This is a genomic window from Streptomyces sp. NPDC097640 (assembly GCF_040302705.1).
In the GTDB taxonomy this organism is placed as follows: domain Bacteria; phylum Actinomycetota; class Actinomycetes; order Streptomycetales; family Streptomycetaceae; genus Streptomyces.
The window spans coordinates 106,301-122,916 of sequence record NZ_JBEOSB010000031.1; the positions used below are offsets into that span (position 1 = coordinate 106,301).

At 71.7% G+C, this 16,616-nt stretch carries 8 protein-coding genes; 2 read left to right on the forward strand and 6 right to left on the reverse strand.

What is annotated here, in order from left to right:
- Positions 1-29: 29 nt before the first annotated feature.
- The 3 genes from ABTY62_RS37720 to ABTY62_RS37730 form a co-directional block, all read right to left on the reverse strand.
- A complete protein-coding gene (locus ABTY62_RS37720) occupies positions 30-2,156 on the reverse strand; it encodes a glycosyltransferase (protein WP_352133898.1) in 2,127 nt (708 codons plus the stop codon).
- A gap of 85 nt (positions 2,157-2,241) precedes the next feature.
- The gene (locus ABTY62_RS37725) at positions 2,242-4,623 is read right to left on the reverse strand and encodes a bifunctional glycosyltransferase/CDP-glycerol:glycerophosphate glycerophosphotransferase (RefSeq protein WP_352133899.1); all 2,382 of its coding nucleotides are present in this window, start codon (positions 4,621-4,623) and stop codon (positions 2,242-2,244) included.
- A gap of 228 nt (positions 4,624-4,851) precedes the next feature.
- Positions 4,852-9,837 carry an NAD-glutamate dehydrogenase gene (locus ABTY62_RS37730; protein WP_352133900.1) on the reverse strand — a complete coding sequence of 1,662 codons (4,986 nt, stop codon included), beginning with the start codon at positions 9,835-9,837 and terminating at the stop codon, positions 4,852-4,854.
- A gap of 507 nt (positions 9,838-10,344) precedes the next feature.
- On the opposite strand from ABTY62_RS37730, the gene ABTY62_RS37735 reads away from it, so the two are divergent.
- Positions 10,345-10,911, forward strand: a complete 567-nt coding sequence (locus ABTY62_RS37735; protein WP_311727449.1) for a DJ-1/PfpI family protein — start codon at positions 10,345-10,347, stop codon at positions 10,909-10,911.
- A gap of 53 nt (positions 10,912-10,964) precedes the next feature.
- Here the strand turns inward: ABTY62_RS37735 and ABTY62_RS37740 are convergent, their stop codons facing one another.
- Together ABTY62_RS37740 and ABTY62_RS37745 are read right to left on the reverse strand one after the other, a co-directional pair.
- Positions 10,965-11,627, reverse strand: a complete 663-nt coding sequence (locus ABTY62_RS37740) for an HAD family hydrolase (RefSeq protein WP_352133901.1) — start codon at positions 11,625-11,627, stop codon at positions 10,965-10,967.
- A gap of 55 nt (positions 11,628-11,682) precedes the next feature.
- The gene (locus ABTY62_RS37745; protein WP_352133918.1) at positions 11,683-12,189 is read right to left on the reverse strand and encodes a DUF6912 family protein; all 507 of its coding nucleotides are present in this window, start codon (positions 12,187-12,189) and stop codon (positions 11,683-11,685) included.
- A 466-nt stretch (positions 12,190-12,655) separates the two neighbouring features.
- On the opposite strand from ABTY62_RS37745, the gene ABTY62_RS37750 reads away from it, so the two are divergent.
- The gene (locus ABTY62_RS37750; protein WP_352133902.1) at positions 12,656-13,168 is read left to right on the forward strand and encodes an Rv3235 family protein; all 513 of its coding nucleotides are present in this window, start codon (positions 12,656-12,658) and stop codon (positions 13,166-13,168) included.
- A gap of 551 nt (positions 13,169-13,719) precedes the next feature.
- Here ABTY62_RS37750 and secA read toward each other — a convergent pair.
- Positions 13,720-16,569, reverse strand: a complete 2,850-nt coding sequence (secA, locus tag ABTY62_RS37755; RefSeq protein WP_352133903.1) for a preprotein translocase subunit SecA — start codon at positions 16,567-16,569, stop codon at positions 13,720-13,722.
- Positions 16,570-16,616: the final 47 nt, after the last annotated feature.

Sequence of the window (16,616 nt, forward strand, 5' to 3'; positions counted from 1 at the left end):
CCTCACGGCCGCCACCGGGGCCTGTCTGCTCACCCTGCTGGCGCTCGCCCCGTACCTCGTCCGGGCGATCCACCTGGCCCGGCTGGCCCGGGTGGCCCGTCCGGCCCGCGCCGGTTCCCGCGTCGGGTCCCGGAGCGGGGACGACGGAGCCGCCGCAGTCGCCGCCGCACGCCCGTGGCGACCTTGACCGGCGCCACCTCGAACGCGAGCGCCATGGCCGGGCCCCAGGTCAGCGGCTTGGCGTAGTACGGGCGGCCGAAGCGGAACCAACGCGTCCCGGCCAGGCCGCCGAAGCGGGGGACGACCGTGGCGCGGCACGGCTCGGGGCCGTCCTCGTCCATCACCAGGGTCAGCGTCCACAGGCCCCGGGCGAGCCTTCTGACGGGCAGCCGGACCGTGAAGTCGCCCGACGGCTCGTCATGCCACCGCACCGGCACTTCGCGCACTTCGCCCCGCCCGTTCTCCGCGCGCAGCAGCACCTCCCCCGCGTCCGCGCCGGTCAGCCGCCCGCTGACGGCCAGCACGCCGCCTCTGCTCCCGTGCCAGGCCGCCTCGGTGACCTGGCACGGGGCGTCGAGGTGGTGGGCGACCTGGCCGACGTCGAGGGAGAGGTTGCCGTACGGGGTGAAGTACGGCGTGACGATCGTGGTCCGCCCGCCGGGCCCCGCCGTGACGCTCCGGGGCTCGGGGTGGGCGGCCGCGCCGCCCTCGCGGGTGTTGCCGAACCGTACGGTGCGGCTGACGCCCTGCGCCCGCACGTCCAGGTAGATGTTCCACAGGCCGCGCTCCAGCGGCGCCCCGCCGTCTGCCGTGGCCGGGTCGATCTCGACGGTGAAGCCCGCGTTGTCGTACGCACCGTCGTCGGGCAGCCCGGCGGCGGCGCGGGGGGTGACGGGCAGCCGGACCTCGGGGCGGTCGGACTGGTATCTGCGCAGAACCACCTCGGTGCGCGGGTGCAGGGTGGCGACATGCTCGATGTAGGCGTGGCCATCCAGCCGGAGGACGCCACCGCCGTCGCCGTCGTGCCAGCGCGCCGCGTCGAGGCGGTGGTGGACCGGCAGCCGCTCGGTGACGTCGAAACAGTCGTCGGGGACGGCGGCGGCCGGGTCGCGGAAGAAGGGGTGCGCCCAGTAGACGCGTCCCTTGTCGACGACATGGCCGCGCCGCGCGTCCTCCTTGGCGTTGCGCGCGACCGTCAGCACGTCCTCGAAGCGATCGGCGAGCAGCAGGTGGACCAGAAGCCGGTCGGGCGCGTCGATCTGCCGGCAGATCTCCTCGCTCGCCCAGGTCAGCGCCCACTGCCGGAAGCGGGGGTAGAAGCGCTCGCGCGCGTCCCGCTCGCTCTCGCGGGGCAGCAGCCCGCGCAGCGGCCCGCACAGCTCCCACTCGACATGGCGGCGCATGGCGCGGTCCCGGCGCGGGCCGGGCTCCAGATAGCGGGCCACGGTCTCGAAGCACAGGCCGATCCCGTCCATGCGGTGGACGAGGTCCCCGGCGGTGAGGGTGAGGTTGCTGCGGTCCTCGCGGTAGCGGACGTAGTAGCAGTCGTAGTCGGCCACCACCGAGATGCCGGAGGCGTTGAGGTAGGCGGCGACGGTGAACGGCTTGTCCTCGCAGTTGCGGAAGGGCGGGAAGCGCAGCCCCAGCCGCTCGACGAGGGAGCGGCGGAACAGCTTCCAGGGGCCCAGGGTCAGATAGGCGGCGGAGGAGAAGATGTCGGTGCGGGGCTGGTTGTGGCTGAAGACGGCCCGGGGGACCGCGCGCCCGCCGACCGAGGCGATCTTGCCGAGGACGATGTCGGTGCCGTTCTCGTCGGCCATGGCGACCATCCGGCGCAGCGCGTCCGGCCCCAGGTAGTCGTCGGAGTCGAGGAAGAAGACGAAGTCGCCGCGGGCCAGGTCGAGACCGGTGTTGCGCGGGCGGCCCGCGCAACCGGAGTTCTCCTGGTGGACGACGCGGAGCGCGGGGCACCCGAGGGCCAGGCGCTCCAGCTCCGCGCCGGTGCCGTCGGTCGAGCCGTCGTTCACCGCGATGATCTCGATGCGGTCGTGGCCGAGCGTCTGGTCAAGCGCGGAGGTGATGGCGCGGGTGAGTTCCGGCATGGCGTTGTAGGCGGGGACGATCACGCTGACGCGGGGAGGGGGCGCAGAGGACATGGGTGCTCCGGTCTCCAGGTCGACGATCCAGCCGATCGGGCGTGGGTGCGTGCGCGTGCGGGCGGGGGCCTGGGTGCGGGCGCGATCACTCGTGGTCGGGGGCCAGCGGCGTGGGCCGGGCCGGGTGCGGCGGCACGCCGGTGATCAGGCCGCGCTTGACGGGCAGGCCGTGGCGGTCGGCCCGGCACTGGTCCGGGTGCGGCTCGGGCATGGGCGGCGCGGGCATGGGCGGCGCGGGCAGCGGGGGCGCGGCGGCGGTCACCGCGTCCAAAGTGGCGGCGTCGGCCGTGGCGGCGTCGACGGCGGCGGCGTCCTGGCCCAGCATGAGGGTCCGTACCACCCGCTCCGCCGCGTGTCCGTCGTCGTACTGGCAGAAGCGGGCCCGGAACGCGGCGCGCAGCGCGCTCGCGTCCTCGTCGCGCCAGCGGCCCTCGCGGAAGACGGCGATCAGCTCGTCCTCCGTACGGGCGACGGGCCCCGGGGTGTCGCCCGGCCGTCCCGACAGGAGGTCGAAGTAGACGCCGCGGGTGGCCTGGTAGATGTCCCAGTCGTCCGCGTAGACGACGATGGGGCGGTCCAGGTTGGCGTAGTCGAACATGATCGACGAGTAGTCCGTGACCAGCACATCGGCGGCCAGGCAGAGCTCCTCCACCGACGGATGGCGCGAGACGTCGATCGCCAGCCCCGCCTCCTGGAGCTGCCGCAGCCCGGCGTGCGGCTGGTACGAGTAGTGGGCGCGCACCAGCAGCACCGCGTCCGGGCCCAGGGCGCGGCTGACGCGTTCGAGGTCCAGCCGGGGCGTGAACCCCTTCTGGTAGTCGCGGATCGTGGGGGCGTAGAGGACCGTGAGGGCCCCGTCCGGGATCTCCAGCTCCTTGCGGATGCGCCGGATCTCCTCGGCGGAGGCCGAGAAGAGGACGTCGTTGCGCGGATATCCGTACTCCAGCAGCCGGTACGCGGCGGGGTAGACGCGCTCCCAGACCTCGCTCGAGTGCCGGTTGGCGGAGAGGGCGTAGTCCCAGCGGTCGACGCGCTTGAGGAGGTTGCCGAAGCTCATCCCCGACGCGGCGGCGGGATAGCGCTGCTGGTCCAGGCCCATGCACTTGAGCGGCGTTCCGTGGAAGGTCTGAAGGTGCACGGTCCCCGGCCGCTTCACCACGTCATTGGGGAAGTTGACGTTGTTGACGAGGTACTTGGCGCGGGCCATGGCCCAGTAGAAGTCCCGGGTCCCCGAGATGACGTAGTCGACGCCTTCCGGGAGCGACTCGACCGCGGCCTTGCGCACCACCCACACGCCGTGCACATGCGGGGCCAGCTCCCTGGCCTTGTAGTAGATCGCCGCGGGGTTGCACAGCACTCCACGGCCCCAGTACGCGGAGTACACGGCCAGGTCCGCGTCGACGGGCCGCCGCCGGTGGACCCGGTACAGGCTCCGCTTGGCCCGCGCGGCCAGCGGCCGCCGGGTCATCCGCTTGAGCTTGCGGGCCCCGGCCGCCGCCCGCTCCGACAGCTCGTGCTCCCGGTAGCGGACGAAGGAGCCGCGGGCCAGCGCCTCGAAGCGCCACTGGGCGTCGGCGGGCGGGGTGAAGCCGTCGGGCAGATGGGCCCGGTACCACTTGGCGGCCCGGTCGAAGAACCGCGGCCGGTCCTCGGCCGCCACCCGGGAGCGGCGGCCCAGGCAGAACAGGAAGTGCGAGACGGCCCGCTCGAACAGCCGCGGGCGCAGCGGCTCCAGGTGCGGCTTGCCCTCCAGGAAGTCGAAGAGGCGGGCGTACTGCTTGAAGATGGCGAAGTGCTTCTCGCCGGGGCTGGCGGTGCTGGCGCCCACGCGCCGCTGGCGGTACTCGAGCCCGACCAGGTCCACGCAGGCTATTCGCTCGGCCGTGAGCATCGTCTTGTACGAGAGCAGGGCGTCCTCGTAGATGCCCTCGCTGAACGCGAAGCCGTGGCGGGTGTAGAAGGCCCGGTGGTAGACGCGGTTGGACGACATCGCGAAGATGCGCAGGAACTCCGGGCGCTCCAGGACCGAGAAGACCTCGGTCCCCGCCGAGGCCAGCAGCCCGCCGAAGAGGCTGGGTTCCGTGCGGTCCCACCAATAGGTGCGCACATGGTTGAAGTAGAGGATGTCCGGGTCCTGGACCAGATCCAGCCGGTCGGCGAGGCCCTGGAGGGTGCCGGGGGCGAGCGTGTCGTCGCCGTCGAGGAAGAGCAGATAGTCGCCGGTGGCCCGGGCGACCCCGGCGTTACGGGCGTGGCCGGGGCCGGAGTTGACCGGCTGGTGGACGGGGACGACCCGGCTGTCCCGGGCCGCGTACTCCTCGACGATCGTGCCGCAGTGGTCCGGAGAGCAGTCGTCGACCGCCACTACCTCGATGTCCCCGAACGACTGGGTCAGCACCGAGTCCAGGCAGCTGCTCAGATAGCCCTGCACTCGATAGGCGGCGATGACGATGCTGAATCGGGGCATGGAACACCTCCGGACAGGAGAGAACAGCGCTCACCGTCTGCCCACTATAGGGTGATGTGTCCCGATAGGCCCGATAGGGCGACATTGGGGTGAAAAGATCGCGAAGCCGCCGACAGGAGCCCCCGTGAAACGCGCCGCGCCGCCCGGGGCGGGCCCCGGGCGGCGCGGCAAATGGCTCAGCGCTTCGCAGTGCCGGTCAGCGCGCTACGGCGCCGACGGCACCACCGGTCAGCGCTGGCTGCGCAGCAGCGTGCGCATGGTGCGCATGGCGACGGACAGATTCGCCAGGTCGAAGGTCTCCGACCCCTGGATCTCGTCCAGCGTGGTGCGCGCCCGCTGGAGGATCGACGCGTTCTTCTCCTCCCAGGCCTTGAAGCGCTGCTCGGGCGTGGCACCGCCGTCGCCCACCGACAGCACATCGGAGGTCAGGGCGGCGTGCGCCGCGTACAGCTCCTCGCGGATGGAGGCGCGGGCCATGGACTGCCACCGGTCGGCGCGCGGCAGCTCGATGATGCGGTCCATCAGCTGGCTGATCCGCAGCCGGTCGGCGAGGTCGTAGTACACCTCGGCGACGGACAGCGGCTCCTTGCCCACCCGGTCGGCGATGGCCACGATGTCCAGCGTCGGGAAGGCGGAGGAGAAGCCCGCCACCCGCGTGGCCAGGTCATCCGGCACCCCGGCGGCGGTCAGCTCGTCGTGGATCTTCTGGTACCACTCCACGTCCGCGCCGCGCAGCAGCTTGGGCAGCTGGGCGCGGACCGCCGCGACCCGCTCGCCGAAGAACTCGATGGTCTCGGCCAGCTCCAGCGGCTGCGGGCGGTTGCCGAGCAGCCAGCGGGTGCCGCGCTCGACCAGGCGCCGGGAGTGCAGCCGCATCCGGGTCTGGATATCGGCCGGGACGACGTTGTCGAGGGACTCGACCTCGTCCCACACCTCGCCCAGCTCGAAGATCACCCGGGCCGAGGTCTGGGCGCGCACCACCTCTTCGGTGGAGGCGCCGGTCTCCTCGCGCATCCGGTGCAGGAAGGTCGTACCGGCGGTGTTGACGGTGTCGTTGACCAGCACCGTGGTGACGATCTCCCGGCGCAGCGCATGGCCGTCGACGCGCTCGGGGAACTGCTGGCGCAGCGCCTGCGGGAAGTACGCGTGCAGCAGCCGCTGGAGGTACGGGTCGTCCGGCAGCCCGGTGGCGATCAGCTCCTCGGCCACCGTGATCTTGATGTAGGCGAGCAGCACGGCCAGTTCGGGCTGGGACAGCCCGCGCCCGGCGGCCAGCCGCTCCCGGATCTGGCGGTCGGTGGGCAGGAACTCCAGCGAACGGTCCAGGCGCCCCTCGCGCCCCAGTCGGCGCATCACCCGCTGGTGGGCGTGGAGCAGGCTGGGGGCCTGGGCCGCGGAGTTGGCGAGCGCCACGTTCTGGGCGTAGTTGTTGCGCAGCACCAGCGCGCCGACCTCGTCGGTCATCTCGGCCAGCAGCTTGTTGCGCTGCTTGACCGTCATATCGCCCTCGCGGACCAGCTCATTGAGCAGGATCTTGATGTTCACCTCGTGGTCGGAGGTGTCCACCCCGGCGCTGTTGTCGATCGCGTCGGTGTTGATCCGCCCGCCGTTCAGCGCGAACTCGATCCGGCCCAGCTGGGTCAGGCCCAGGTTGCCGCCCTCGCCGACGACCTTGACCCGCAGATCCTGACCGTCCACCCGGATGGCGTCGTTCGCCTTGTCGCCCACATCGGCGTGCGACTCGGTGGCGGCCTTGACGTAGGTGCCGATGCCGCCGTTCCACAGCAGGTCGACCGGGGCCTTGAAGATCGCCTTCATCAGGTCGGCCGGGGTCATCTTGGCGACCCGGGACTCGATGCCCAGGGCCTTCCGCACCTGCGGGGTGATCGGGATGGCCTTGGCGGTACGCGGGTGGACGCCGCCGCCCTGCGAGAGCAGGGAGGTGTCGTAGTCGGCCCACGAGGAGCGCGGCAGCTCGAACAGGCGGCGGCGCTCGGCGTAGGAGACCGCGCTGTCCGGCTTGGGGTCGAGGAAGATATGGCGGTGGTCGAAGGCCGCGACCAGCCGGATGTGCTCGCTCAGCAGCATGCCGTTGCCGAACACGTCGCCGGACATGTCGCCGACGCCGACCACCGTGAAGTCCTCGGTCTGGGTGTCGTGGCCCAGCTCCCGGAAGTGCCGCTTGACGGACTCCCAGGCGCCGCGGGCCGTGATGCCCATGCCCTTGTGGTCGTACCCGGCGGAGCCGCCGGAGGCGAAGGCGTCGCCCAGCCAGAACCCGTACGCCTGGGCGACCTCGTTGGCGATGTCGGAGAAGGTCGCGGTGCCCTTGTCGGCGGCGACCACCAGGTAGGTGTCGTCGCCGTCGTGGCGGACGACGTCCTTGGGCGGCTGCACCTGGCCGCCGACCATGTTGTCGGTGATGTCCAGCAGACCGGAGATGAAGGTCTTGTACGAGGCGATGCCCTCGGCCAGCCAGGCGTCCCGGTCGACCGCCGGGTCGGGCAGCCGCTTGCCGACGAAGCCGCCCTTGGCGCCCACCGGCACGATGACGGTGTTCTTCACCATCTGCGCCTTGACCAGGCCCAGGATCTCGGTGCGGAAGTCCTCACGCCGGTCGGACCAGCGCAGACCGCCGCGCGCGACCTTGCCGAAGCGCAGATGCACACCCTCCACCCGCGGGGAGTAGACCCAGATCTCGTACGCCGGGCGCGGCGCGGGCAGATCGGGGATGGCCTGCGGGTCCAGCTTCATGGACAGGTACGCGTGCGGCTGCCCGTCCTCGCTCTTCTGGAAGTGGTTGGTGCGCAGGGTGGCCTTGATGAGGGTGAGGAAGGAGCGCAGGATGCGGTCCTCGTCCAGCGAGGCCACCTGGTCCAGCGCCGCGTCCAGCTCCTCCAGCAGGGCGTCGGTCAGCTCGGTGCCGGCGCGCTGCCGCTCGGGGGACATCCGGGCCTCGAAGAGGCTCACCAGCAGCCGGGTGGTGTGCACATTCGTGCGGAGGGTGTCCTCCATGTACGACTGGCTGAAGGTGGACCCGGCCTGGCGCAGATACTTCGCGTACGCGCGCAGCACCATCGCCTGGCGCCAGGTCAGCCCGGCGCCCAGCACCAGCTCGTTGAAGTTGTCGTTCTCCGCCTGCCCGGTCCACACCGCGGCGAACGCGTTCTGGAAGCGCTCGCGGGCGTCGTCGGCGAGGCCGTCGTCATGGCGCGGCAGCCGCAGCCCGAAGTCGTAGATCCAGGCGCTGGTCCGGTCCGAGCAGCGCAGCTCGTACGGGCGCTCGTCGACGACCTCGACGCCCAGCCGGGTGAGCACCGGCAGCACCGCGGAGAGCGAGACCTGCTCGCCGACCCGGTAGATCTTGAAGCGGCGCTCGGCGGGGGCCGCCCCCACCGGCTCGTACAGGCTGACCGCGAAGTCGCGGTCGCTGTCCTTCAGCCGCTCCAGCTTCTGGAGGTCGGCGACCGCGCCGCGCGGCGAGTGGTCGGCCTTGTAGCCCTCGGGGAAGGCGTGCTGGTAGCGGCGGAGCAGCTCGGCGGCGCGCTCCTCGCCGACCTCGGAGGTCAGCGCCTCGGCGAAGCCGTCGGCCCAGGAGCGGGCCGCCTCCACCAGCCGGGCCTCGATGCGCTCCACATCGGCGTCGGTGAGGTCCGGCAGCTCGGTGCCGGCCTGGACGCGGACCACGAAGTGCAGCCGGGAGAGCACCGATTCGGTGTGCAGAGCGGTGAAGTCGACCGGCACCCGGCCGTTCAGCTCCTCCAGCAGGATGTCGGTGAGCCGCAGCCGGACCTCGGTGGTGAAGCGGTCCCGCGGCAGGTAGACCAGGGCCGAGTAGTAGCGCCCGTACTCGTCCTGACGCAGGAACAGCCGCAGCCGGCGGCGCTCCTGGAGGTACAGCACGCTGGTCACGATGGACCGCAGCTGGTCGACCGGGGTCTGGAACAGCTCGTCGCGCGGGTAGGTCTCCAGGATCTGGAGCAGATCCCGGCCGTCGTGGCTGTTGGGCTGGAACCCGGCGCCCTCCAGGACCTCTTCGACCTTGCGGCGGATCACCGGGACCCGGCGCACGGACTCGGTGTACGCGGCGGAGGAGAACAGGCCGAGGAAGCGCCGCTCGCCGACCACATTGCCCTTGGCGTCGAACTTCTTGACGCCGATGTAGTCCAGGTACGAGGGGCGGTGGACGGTGGCGCGGCTGTTGGCCTTGGTGAGGACCAGCAGCTTGTGCTCGCGCGCCTTGGCGCGGGCGTCGGCCGGCAGCCGGTTGAACGACGGCGAGACGGGGCGCCCGGCGCCCTCGGCGGCCGCCGGCAGCCCGGCGTGGGCGCTCTCGTCGGTGTCCCGGTGGTGCGGGTCGGAGCGCAGGATGCCGAGGCCGGTGCCGGGCACCGCGCTCAGCACGTCCTCCTCGCCGCCGGACTCGGTGGGCGCCTGCGTCAGCTCGTACTCGCGGAAGCCGATGAAGGTGAAGTGGTCGTCGGCCAGCCAGCGCAGCAGCTCGCGGGCCTCCTCGATCTCCTGGGGGCGCACCTCGCCGGCCGTGGGCTCCTCGGGCAGGCCCTCGGCGATGCGCAGCGCCGCCTCGCGCATCTTCTCCCAGTCCTCGACGGCCTCGCGGACGTCGGAGAGCACGCGCAGCAGATCGGCGTTGATCTGCTTGAGGTCACCGCGGTCGGTCTCGCGGTCGATCTCGACATGGATCCAGGACTCGATGACCGCGTCGTGCGGCAGCTTCTCGGGCCGGCCGTCCGGGGAGACGTCCAGCACCTCGATCAGCTTCCCGGTGAGGTCGCGGCGCACCAGGATCTGCGGGTGGATGACGACGTGGATGCCGCGGCCCTGGCGCGTCAGCTCATTGGTGACGGAGTCGACCAGGAAGGGCATGTCGTCGGTGACCACCTCGACCACGGAGTGGCTGCACGTCCAGCCGTGCTCCTCGACGGTCGGGGTGTGCACCCGGACGTTCGCGGTGCCCTGCGGGCGCGACTCGGCCAGGCGGTAGTGGGAGAGGGCCGCGCCGAAGACGTCGACCGGGTCGCGGCCCGCGAGGTCCTCCGGCGGCGTGTGCTGGTAGTAGTGCTGAAGGTAGGCGGTCAGAGTCTCGGGGCCTGGGCCCTGTACCGGTTGCTGTCCCCCGGCAGGACTGCTCTCAGCTACCCGGGCGGCCCGTGTGAGCAGCTCGGCCTTGGCTTCGTCCAGCTTGGTCTGCATGTCCTCTGGCTCCTGTCGCGCGCCGTTGCGTGACATCGATAGCGGTGGCATGACGTCGCGACGCGGGATATCCGGTCTGGGACGACGATATGCCCGTGCGGGGGATGGCCGGGGCGGACTCGGCCGAAAGTGACCAAGGCCCCAGGCGGCACCGGTCAGCGGCGGCCCGAGCCCGGTAGGAATCCGGGACCGGTGCGGGGGCCTCATCGCCCCCACGGCCTATCGCGCTGATCACGCAGTAAGGCTATCGCCCCTCCCCCGGGGAACGTCATGAGCCGTCCGTGTACAAAACCGAGCCCCGAAGTTTGACGTTATGGACAGCGACGTGGACAGCGACGCAGGTCCCGCGCGGTCTCTTGGCAAAGCGGCCCGGCGCGGGCAGTGTGACCTTTACGGTGATTGGTGAGGCTTGTTCGGCCGTCGGCGTGTCCCGCCCGGCGCTCGGTGTGTCCTGTCCGGTGCTCGGTGTGACGGCCCCGGCCGACACGACCTGTGGAGGTGGGCGGCATGCCTGCGAAGATCCTGCTCGTGACCGGAGACGCGGCCGAGTCCCTGGAGGTGCTCTACCCGCTCCAGCGGCTGCGCGAGGAGGGCTACGAGGTGCATGTGGCGGCCCCGGCCCGCAAGACGCTGCGGTTCGTGGTGCACGACTTCGAAGACGGCTTCGACACATACACCGAGAAGCCCGGCTACACCTGGCCCGCCGACCTCGCCTTCTCCGAGGTCGATCCGGGCCAGTACGCGGCGCTGGTGATCCCCGGCGGACGGGCCCCCGAGTACCTGCGCAACGACCCCGAGCTGCGCAAGATCCTCAAGGCCTTCTTCGACGCGGACAAGCCGGTCGCGCAGATCTGCCACGGGCCGCTGCTGACGGCGGCGATCGGCGGGCTCGGCGGGCGGCGGGTCACCGCGTATCCGGCGCTGGAGATGGACATGCAGGCGGCGGGGGCGGAGTTCCAGGACGCGGAGGTGGTGGTCGACGGCACGCTGGTGTCCTCGCGGGCCTGGCCGGACCATCCGGGGTGGATGCGCGAGTTCCTGGCGGTGCTGCGGGCGAAGGCGCCGGTGATCTGAGGTGCGGGTGCCGTGCCGCCGTGCTCCCGCGTACGGCCGCGGGCGCGGGCTGATCAGTCGACCAGCTGCCCGGCCTCCGCGACGGCCTCCTCCAGGCTGTCCACGACCGGCACGCCCGCGGCCAGCAGGCTGGCCCGGCTGTGCGAGCCCCCCGTGTACAGCACGGCGCGGGCGCCCGCGTGCCGCGCCGCGACGGCGTCGTCGACCGCGTCCCCGATCACCACGACGCGGTCCGGCGTGACGCCCTCAAGCGCGGCGACATGGCGCACCATCTGCTCCGCCTTGCCCGTGTCGCTCTGGCCCGTGCGCCCGTCCACGCGCACGAAGTGCGGCTCGATGCCGTGCGTGCGCACCAGGGGGATCAGCCGCTCGTGCTCGGCCAGCGAGCACAGCGACTGGGTGAGCCCGGCCGCCTGCCACTCGGCGAGCAGCTGTCTGGCCCCGAGCGCCAGCCCGGCGCTCTCGGCCAGCACCCAGTAGTGACGGTGGAACGCCTCGTCCATCGCCTGCCACTCGACGTCGGTGGGCCGCCGCCCCATCAGCCGCTCGTAGAAGCGCGGGACCGGGACGCAGTACAGCTCGCGGTAGCGCTCCAGGGTGATCGGAGGCAGACCGATCTCGGCGAACGAGGCGTTCGTCGCCGAGATCACGGCGTCGTTGTCGTGAAAGAGGGTGCCGTTCCAGTCCCAGACGATGTGCGTCACGTTCTTGCCCATCTCACGACCGTACCCAACGGGTCCGACAGGACGGTCCGACCTGGTCTCCCCGGACTCACCCGACGAGGTCGGGGATCTCCTTGGCGTCGTACCACAGCAGTTCGTGATCTTCCGCGCCGTCCACCGTGAACTGCGCGTCGTCGTCCCCGACATCCGCCGCGCCCAGCGCCTCGGCCGCGGCGGCGACATCCCGCTCGGCTTCGTCGGAGTCCACGTGCACCGCGGCGGCCTCGGCCAGCGACACGGGGAGGGCGAGCCGCACCTCCCCCAGCGCGGACTGGTCGAGCCCCCGGTCCGGGTCCGCGACCGCGACGGTATCGGGCACGTCCACCGCCACCACGACCCGCCGCCGGGGCGCCTGCCGGTCCACCGCCAGATGCCGCAGCGACGCCTGCGCGGCACGGGACAGCGCCGCGTACTCCAGCTCCTCGATGTCGTCGGAGACGTACCACTCGCGCAGCGCGGGAGTGACCGCGTAGGCGGTCAGCGGGGCCGGGCCCAGTTCGCCCGCCTTGTGCGCCTCGGCGAGACCGGGGAGGGTCAGGGGGACGTAGACGCGCATGGCTGCTGCTTTCTGGAGTTCCTTGGAGTTCCTGAATTTCCTGTAGTTGCCAGCCAGCATACGTTCGACACCCCGTCCCCCGGGCCCAACCGGGACCGCGGACGGAAGCATCCGGTGCCCCGCGCCGGCCGGCTCCCTGTCCCCCATCGGGGGTAATCCCGGCCCCGGGCCCGGGCTCTCGCGCGGGCCGCCGGTCGAGCCCGGGTGAGCGGGCGGGGCGCCCGGCTCCGCACCGCCCGGAAGCGCGTCCGGCCTGGCCAGGGGGGTGACAGGGCTCAGGCGGGCGGTGGCCGCCGCGGCGTCGGCGCCCGGGTGCCGTTGCCCGGGCCACCCGGATAGGTGAATCCCGGGGGCCGGGCCGCGAGCGGGGCGCACTCCTTGCCGTTGCCGGAAGGGCGCCGATAGAAGTCTGCCGACCAAGCTACTGCCCGGTATCTTCGCCGGGCCCGGGAGAGCGGCGAGGCGCATGGACAGGACGACCTACACGACGCGCGACACAGCCGGTACGAGCGGAGGCCGAGGCGCGGGCCCCGCGCGGACGGGACCCGCGCGGAGCGGGCCGCCGCGACGCCACGACTCGCGGCGCCCGGCGGGTCCCGGGTCCGTATCGCGTACGGCGGCCGCCGCCGCGCGGCGCAGAGAGCTCGAGCGGCTGCCGCGCTACTGGTTCGCCCATCAGCTGCTGCTCACCCTGAGCGGGCGGCGCCCGGTCCACACACTGCTCGGCCACACCCTCCCGGACGCCTACGACCGGCTGATCGAGCTCGCGCCCCAGGCGCCCCTGCGACCGGCCGAAAGCCGCGACAGCGCCCCCGTCGTACGGCGCTGCGACGAGTACCAGCCGCGGCAGGGGGTCATCGAGGCGTTCGCCCGGATCGCCTACGGCGACCGGCTCCGCGCGCTCGCCTTCCGCCTCGAACTCGCCCCCGACACCCGCTGGCGCTGCGCCACCTTCGACATCGGCCCGACCACCGCATAACCCCGCCGCGGCGGTGGGGCCCCGCGCACGGCCCACAACGGCGCCGAACCGCGGGCCGGGCAGCTCCGGGACCGACCAACCGGACGGGCCCCAGAGCCGCCCGGCTGCGCCCGCCCAAGCCCCGCCCAAGCAAGCCGAACCCCGGCCACCACACGGGCACAGACCCCGGCCCGGGGAATCCGCGGCGCGGGCCCGGCTTCCGGCGCAGCCAGCCGCGGCCGTGGGGCCCCGCGTACGGCCCCCGCCCCAGGCACCCAGGGCCCCTGACACCAGGGCGCGCCGTAAGCCCCGGCGGATGGCCCATGACGGCGCCAAAGGCGCCGGGCGGGCGGCTCCGGGGCCGACTCACCGGACGCGCCCCGCAACGCCGCACGGCCGCGCGAGCCCGGCCCGCGGGCCGTACCGCCCCTGACGGGGCGGCGCGGTCACGGGGCTCGCCGAGGCGCGGCCGTGTGGGGCCCGCAACGCCGACGGGCCGGGCCCCGCGCTGCTCGCGCGTGGGGCCCGGCCCGTCCGTCGTCTGCCGGTGTGGCGGTGTGGCGGTGTGGCGGTTACTTCTTGCGGCGGCGGCCGCCCTTGTTCGCCTTGCGCCGCTCCGCGCGCGTCATGCCGTCGGACTCGGAGCGGGGCGCGGGGGGCGTGTCGCCGTTGGTGAAGTCGCCTTCGACGATGCCGCCCTCGCCGTCCACCGTCGGGGCGGAGAAGTGCAGCCGATCCGGGCGCTGCGGGGCCTCCAGGCCCTTGGCGTGGATCTCGGGACGGCCGTTGGTCGACCCGGACGTCACAGCCGCGGGGACCGCGTCCTGCGGGCCGTCGCCGGCCGCCTCGGCCGCCTTCTCGCCCTCCTCGACCGGGACCTCCTCGACCTGCTGCTCGACCTGGACCTCCAGGTTGAACAGATAGCCGACGGACTCCTCCTTGATGCCGTCCATCATCGCCTGGAACATGTCGAAGCCCTCGCGCTGGTACTCGACCAGCGGGTCCTTCTGGGCCATCGCGCGCAGGCCGATGCCCTCCTGGAGGTAGTCCATCTCGTAGAGGTGCTCGCGCCACTTGCGGTCCAGGACGGACAGCACCACGCGCCGCTCCAGCTCACGCATGATGTCGGAGCTCAGCTGCTCCTCACGGGCTTCGTACTGCTCGTAGATGTCGTCCTTGATGGACTCGGCGATGAAGTCGTCGGTCAGCCCGGCGCGGTCGCCGACCGCCTCCTCCAGCTCCTCGATGGTGGCCTTCACCGGGTAGAGCTGCTTGAAGGCGCCCCACAGCCGGTCCAGGTCCCACTCCTCCGCGAAGCCCTCGGAGGTCTCGGCGGTGATGTAGGCGTCGATGGTGTCGTCCATGAAGTGGCGCACGTGCTCGTGCAGGTCCTCGCCCTCCAGGACGCGGCGGCGCTCGCCGTAGATGACCTCGCGCTGCCGGTTGAGCACCTCGTCGTACTTCAGGACGTTCTTACGGGTCTCGAAGTTCTGCTGCTCGACCTGCGACTGCGCGGAGGCGATCGCGCGGGTGACCATCTTGTTCTCGATCGGGACCTCGTCGGGAACGTTGGCCATGGCCATGACGCGCTCGACCATCTGCGCCTTGAACAGCCGCATCAGGTCGTCGCCGAGCGAGAGGTAGAAGCGGGACTCGCCGGGGTCGCCCTGGCGGCCGGAACGGCCGCGCAGCTGGTTGTCGATGCGGCGCGACTCGTGGCGCTCGGTGCCCAGCACATACAGCCCGCCGAGCTCCTTGACCTCCTCGAACTCGGCCTTGACCGCGGCCTCGGCCTTCTCCAGCGCGGCAGGCAGCCCGGCCGCCCACTCCTCGGCGTGCTCGACCGGGTCGAGGCCGCGCTGGCGCAGCTCCGCCTCGGCGAGGTCGTCGGGGTTGCCGCCGAGCTTGATGTCGGTGCCGCGGCCGGCCATGTTGGTCGCGACGGTGACCGCGCCCCTGCGCCCGGCCTGGGCGACGATCGAAGCCTCACGGTCGTGCTGCTTGGCGTTGAGCACCTCGTGCGGCACACCGCGCTTGGCGAGCTGCTGGGAGAGGTACTCGGACTTCTCCACGGAGGTGGTGCCGACCAGGACCGGCTGGCCCTTCTCGTGCTTCTCGACGATGTCCTCGACGACCGCGTCGAACTTGGCGACCTCGGTGCGGTAGATCAGGTCGGACTGGTCGAGGCGGGCGAGCGCGCGGTGGGTCGGGATCGGGACGACGCCGAGCTTGTAGATCTGGTGGAACTCGGCGGCCTCGGTCATCGCCGTACCGGTCATGCCGGAGAGCTTGCCGTAGAGGCGGAAGAAGTTCTGGAGGGTGATCGTGGCGAGGGTCTGGTTCTCGTCCTTGATGTCCACCCCTTCCTTCGCCTCGATCGCCTGGTGCATGCCCTCGTTGTAGCGGCGGCCGGCGAGGATACGGCCAGTGTGCTCGTCAACGATCATGACTTCGCCGTCCATGACGACGTAGTCCTTGTCCTTCTTGAAGAGCTCCTTGGCCTTGATCGCGTTGTTGAGGTAGCCGACCAGCGGGGTGTTGACCGACTCGTACAGATTGTCGATCCCCAGCCAGTCCTCGACCTTGGTGACGCCCGTCTCGTGGATGCCGACGGTGCGCTTCTTCTCGTCGACCTCGTAGTCCCCGGTCTCCTCCTGGCCCTTCTGCGGGTTGGCCGCCTCGCCCTTGGCCAGGCGGGTGACCAGCTTCGCGAAGTCGCCGTACCACTTGGTGGCCTGGTCGGCCGGGCCGGAGATGATCAGCGGCGTACGGGCCTCGTCGACGAGGATCGAGTCCACCTCGTCGACGACGGCGAAGTTGTGGCCGCGCTGCACCAGCTCGTCCTTCGACCACGCCATGTTGTCGCGCAGGTAGTCGAAGCCGAACTCGTTGTTGGTGCCGTACGTGATGTCGCACGCGTACTGCTCGCGGCGCTGCGCGGGCGTCATGTTGGCGAGGATGCAGCCGACCTCGAGGCCGAGGAACTTGTGCACCCGGCCCATCCACTCCGAGTCTCGCTCGGCCAGGTAGTCGTTCACCGTGATCAGGTGGACGCCCTTGCCGGACAGCGCGTTCAGATACGCGGGGAGCGTGCCGACGAGGGTCTTGCCCTCACCGGTCTTCATCTCGGCCACATACCCCAGGTGCAGCGCCGCGCCGCCCATCAGCTGGACGTCGTAGTGGCGCTGCCCGAGCACCCGCTTGGCCGCCTCGCGCACCGTAGCGAAGGCCTCGGGCATCAGGTCGTCAAGGGTCTCGCCGTCGGCGTAGCGCTCCTTGTACTCGTCAGTCAGGGCGCGGAGCTCGGCGTCGGAGAGGTTGACGAAGTCCTCTTCGATGGAATTGACCTGGTCCGCGATGCGGTGCAGCTTGCGCAGGATCTTTCCTTCGCCTGCACGCATGAGCTTGTTGAGGACGGACACGTAGGCTGACTCCTTGCCGGTCGGGCCTGGCACGGTCGGGTGCGCTG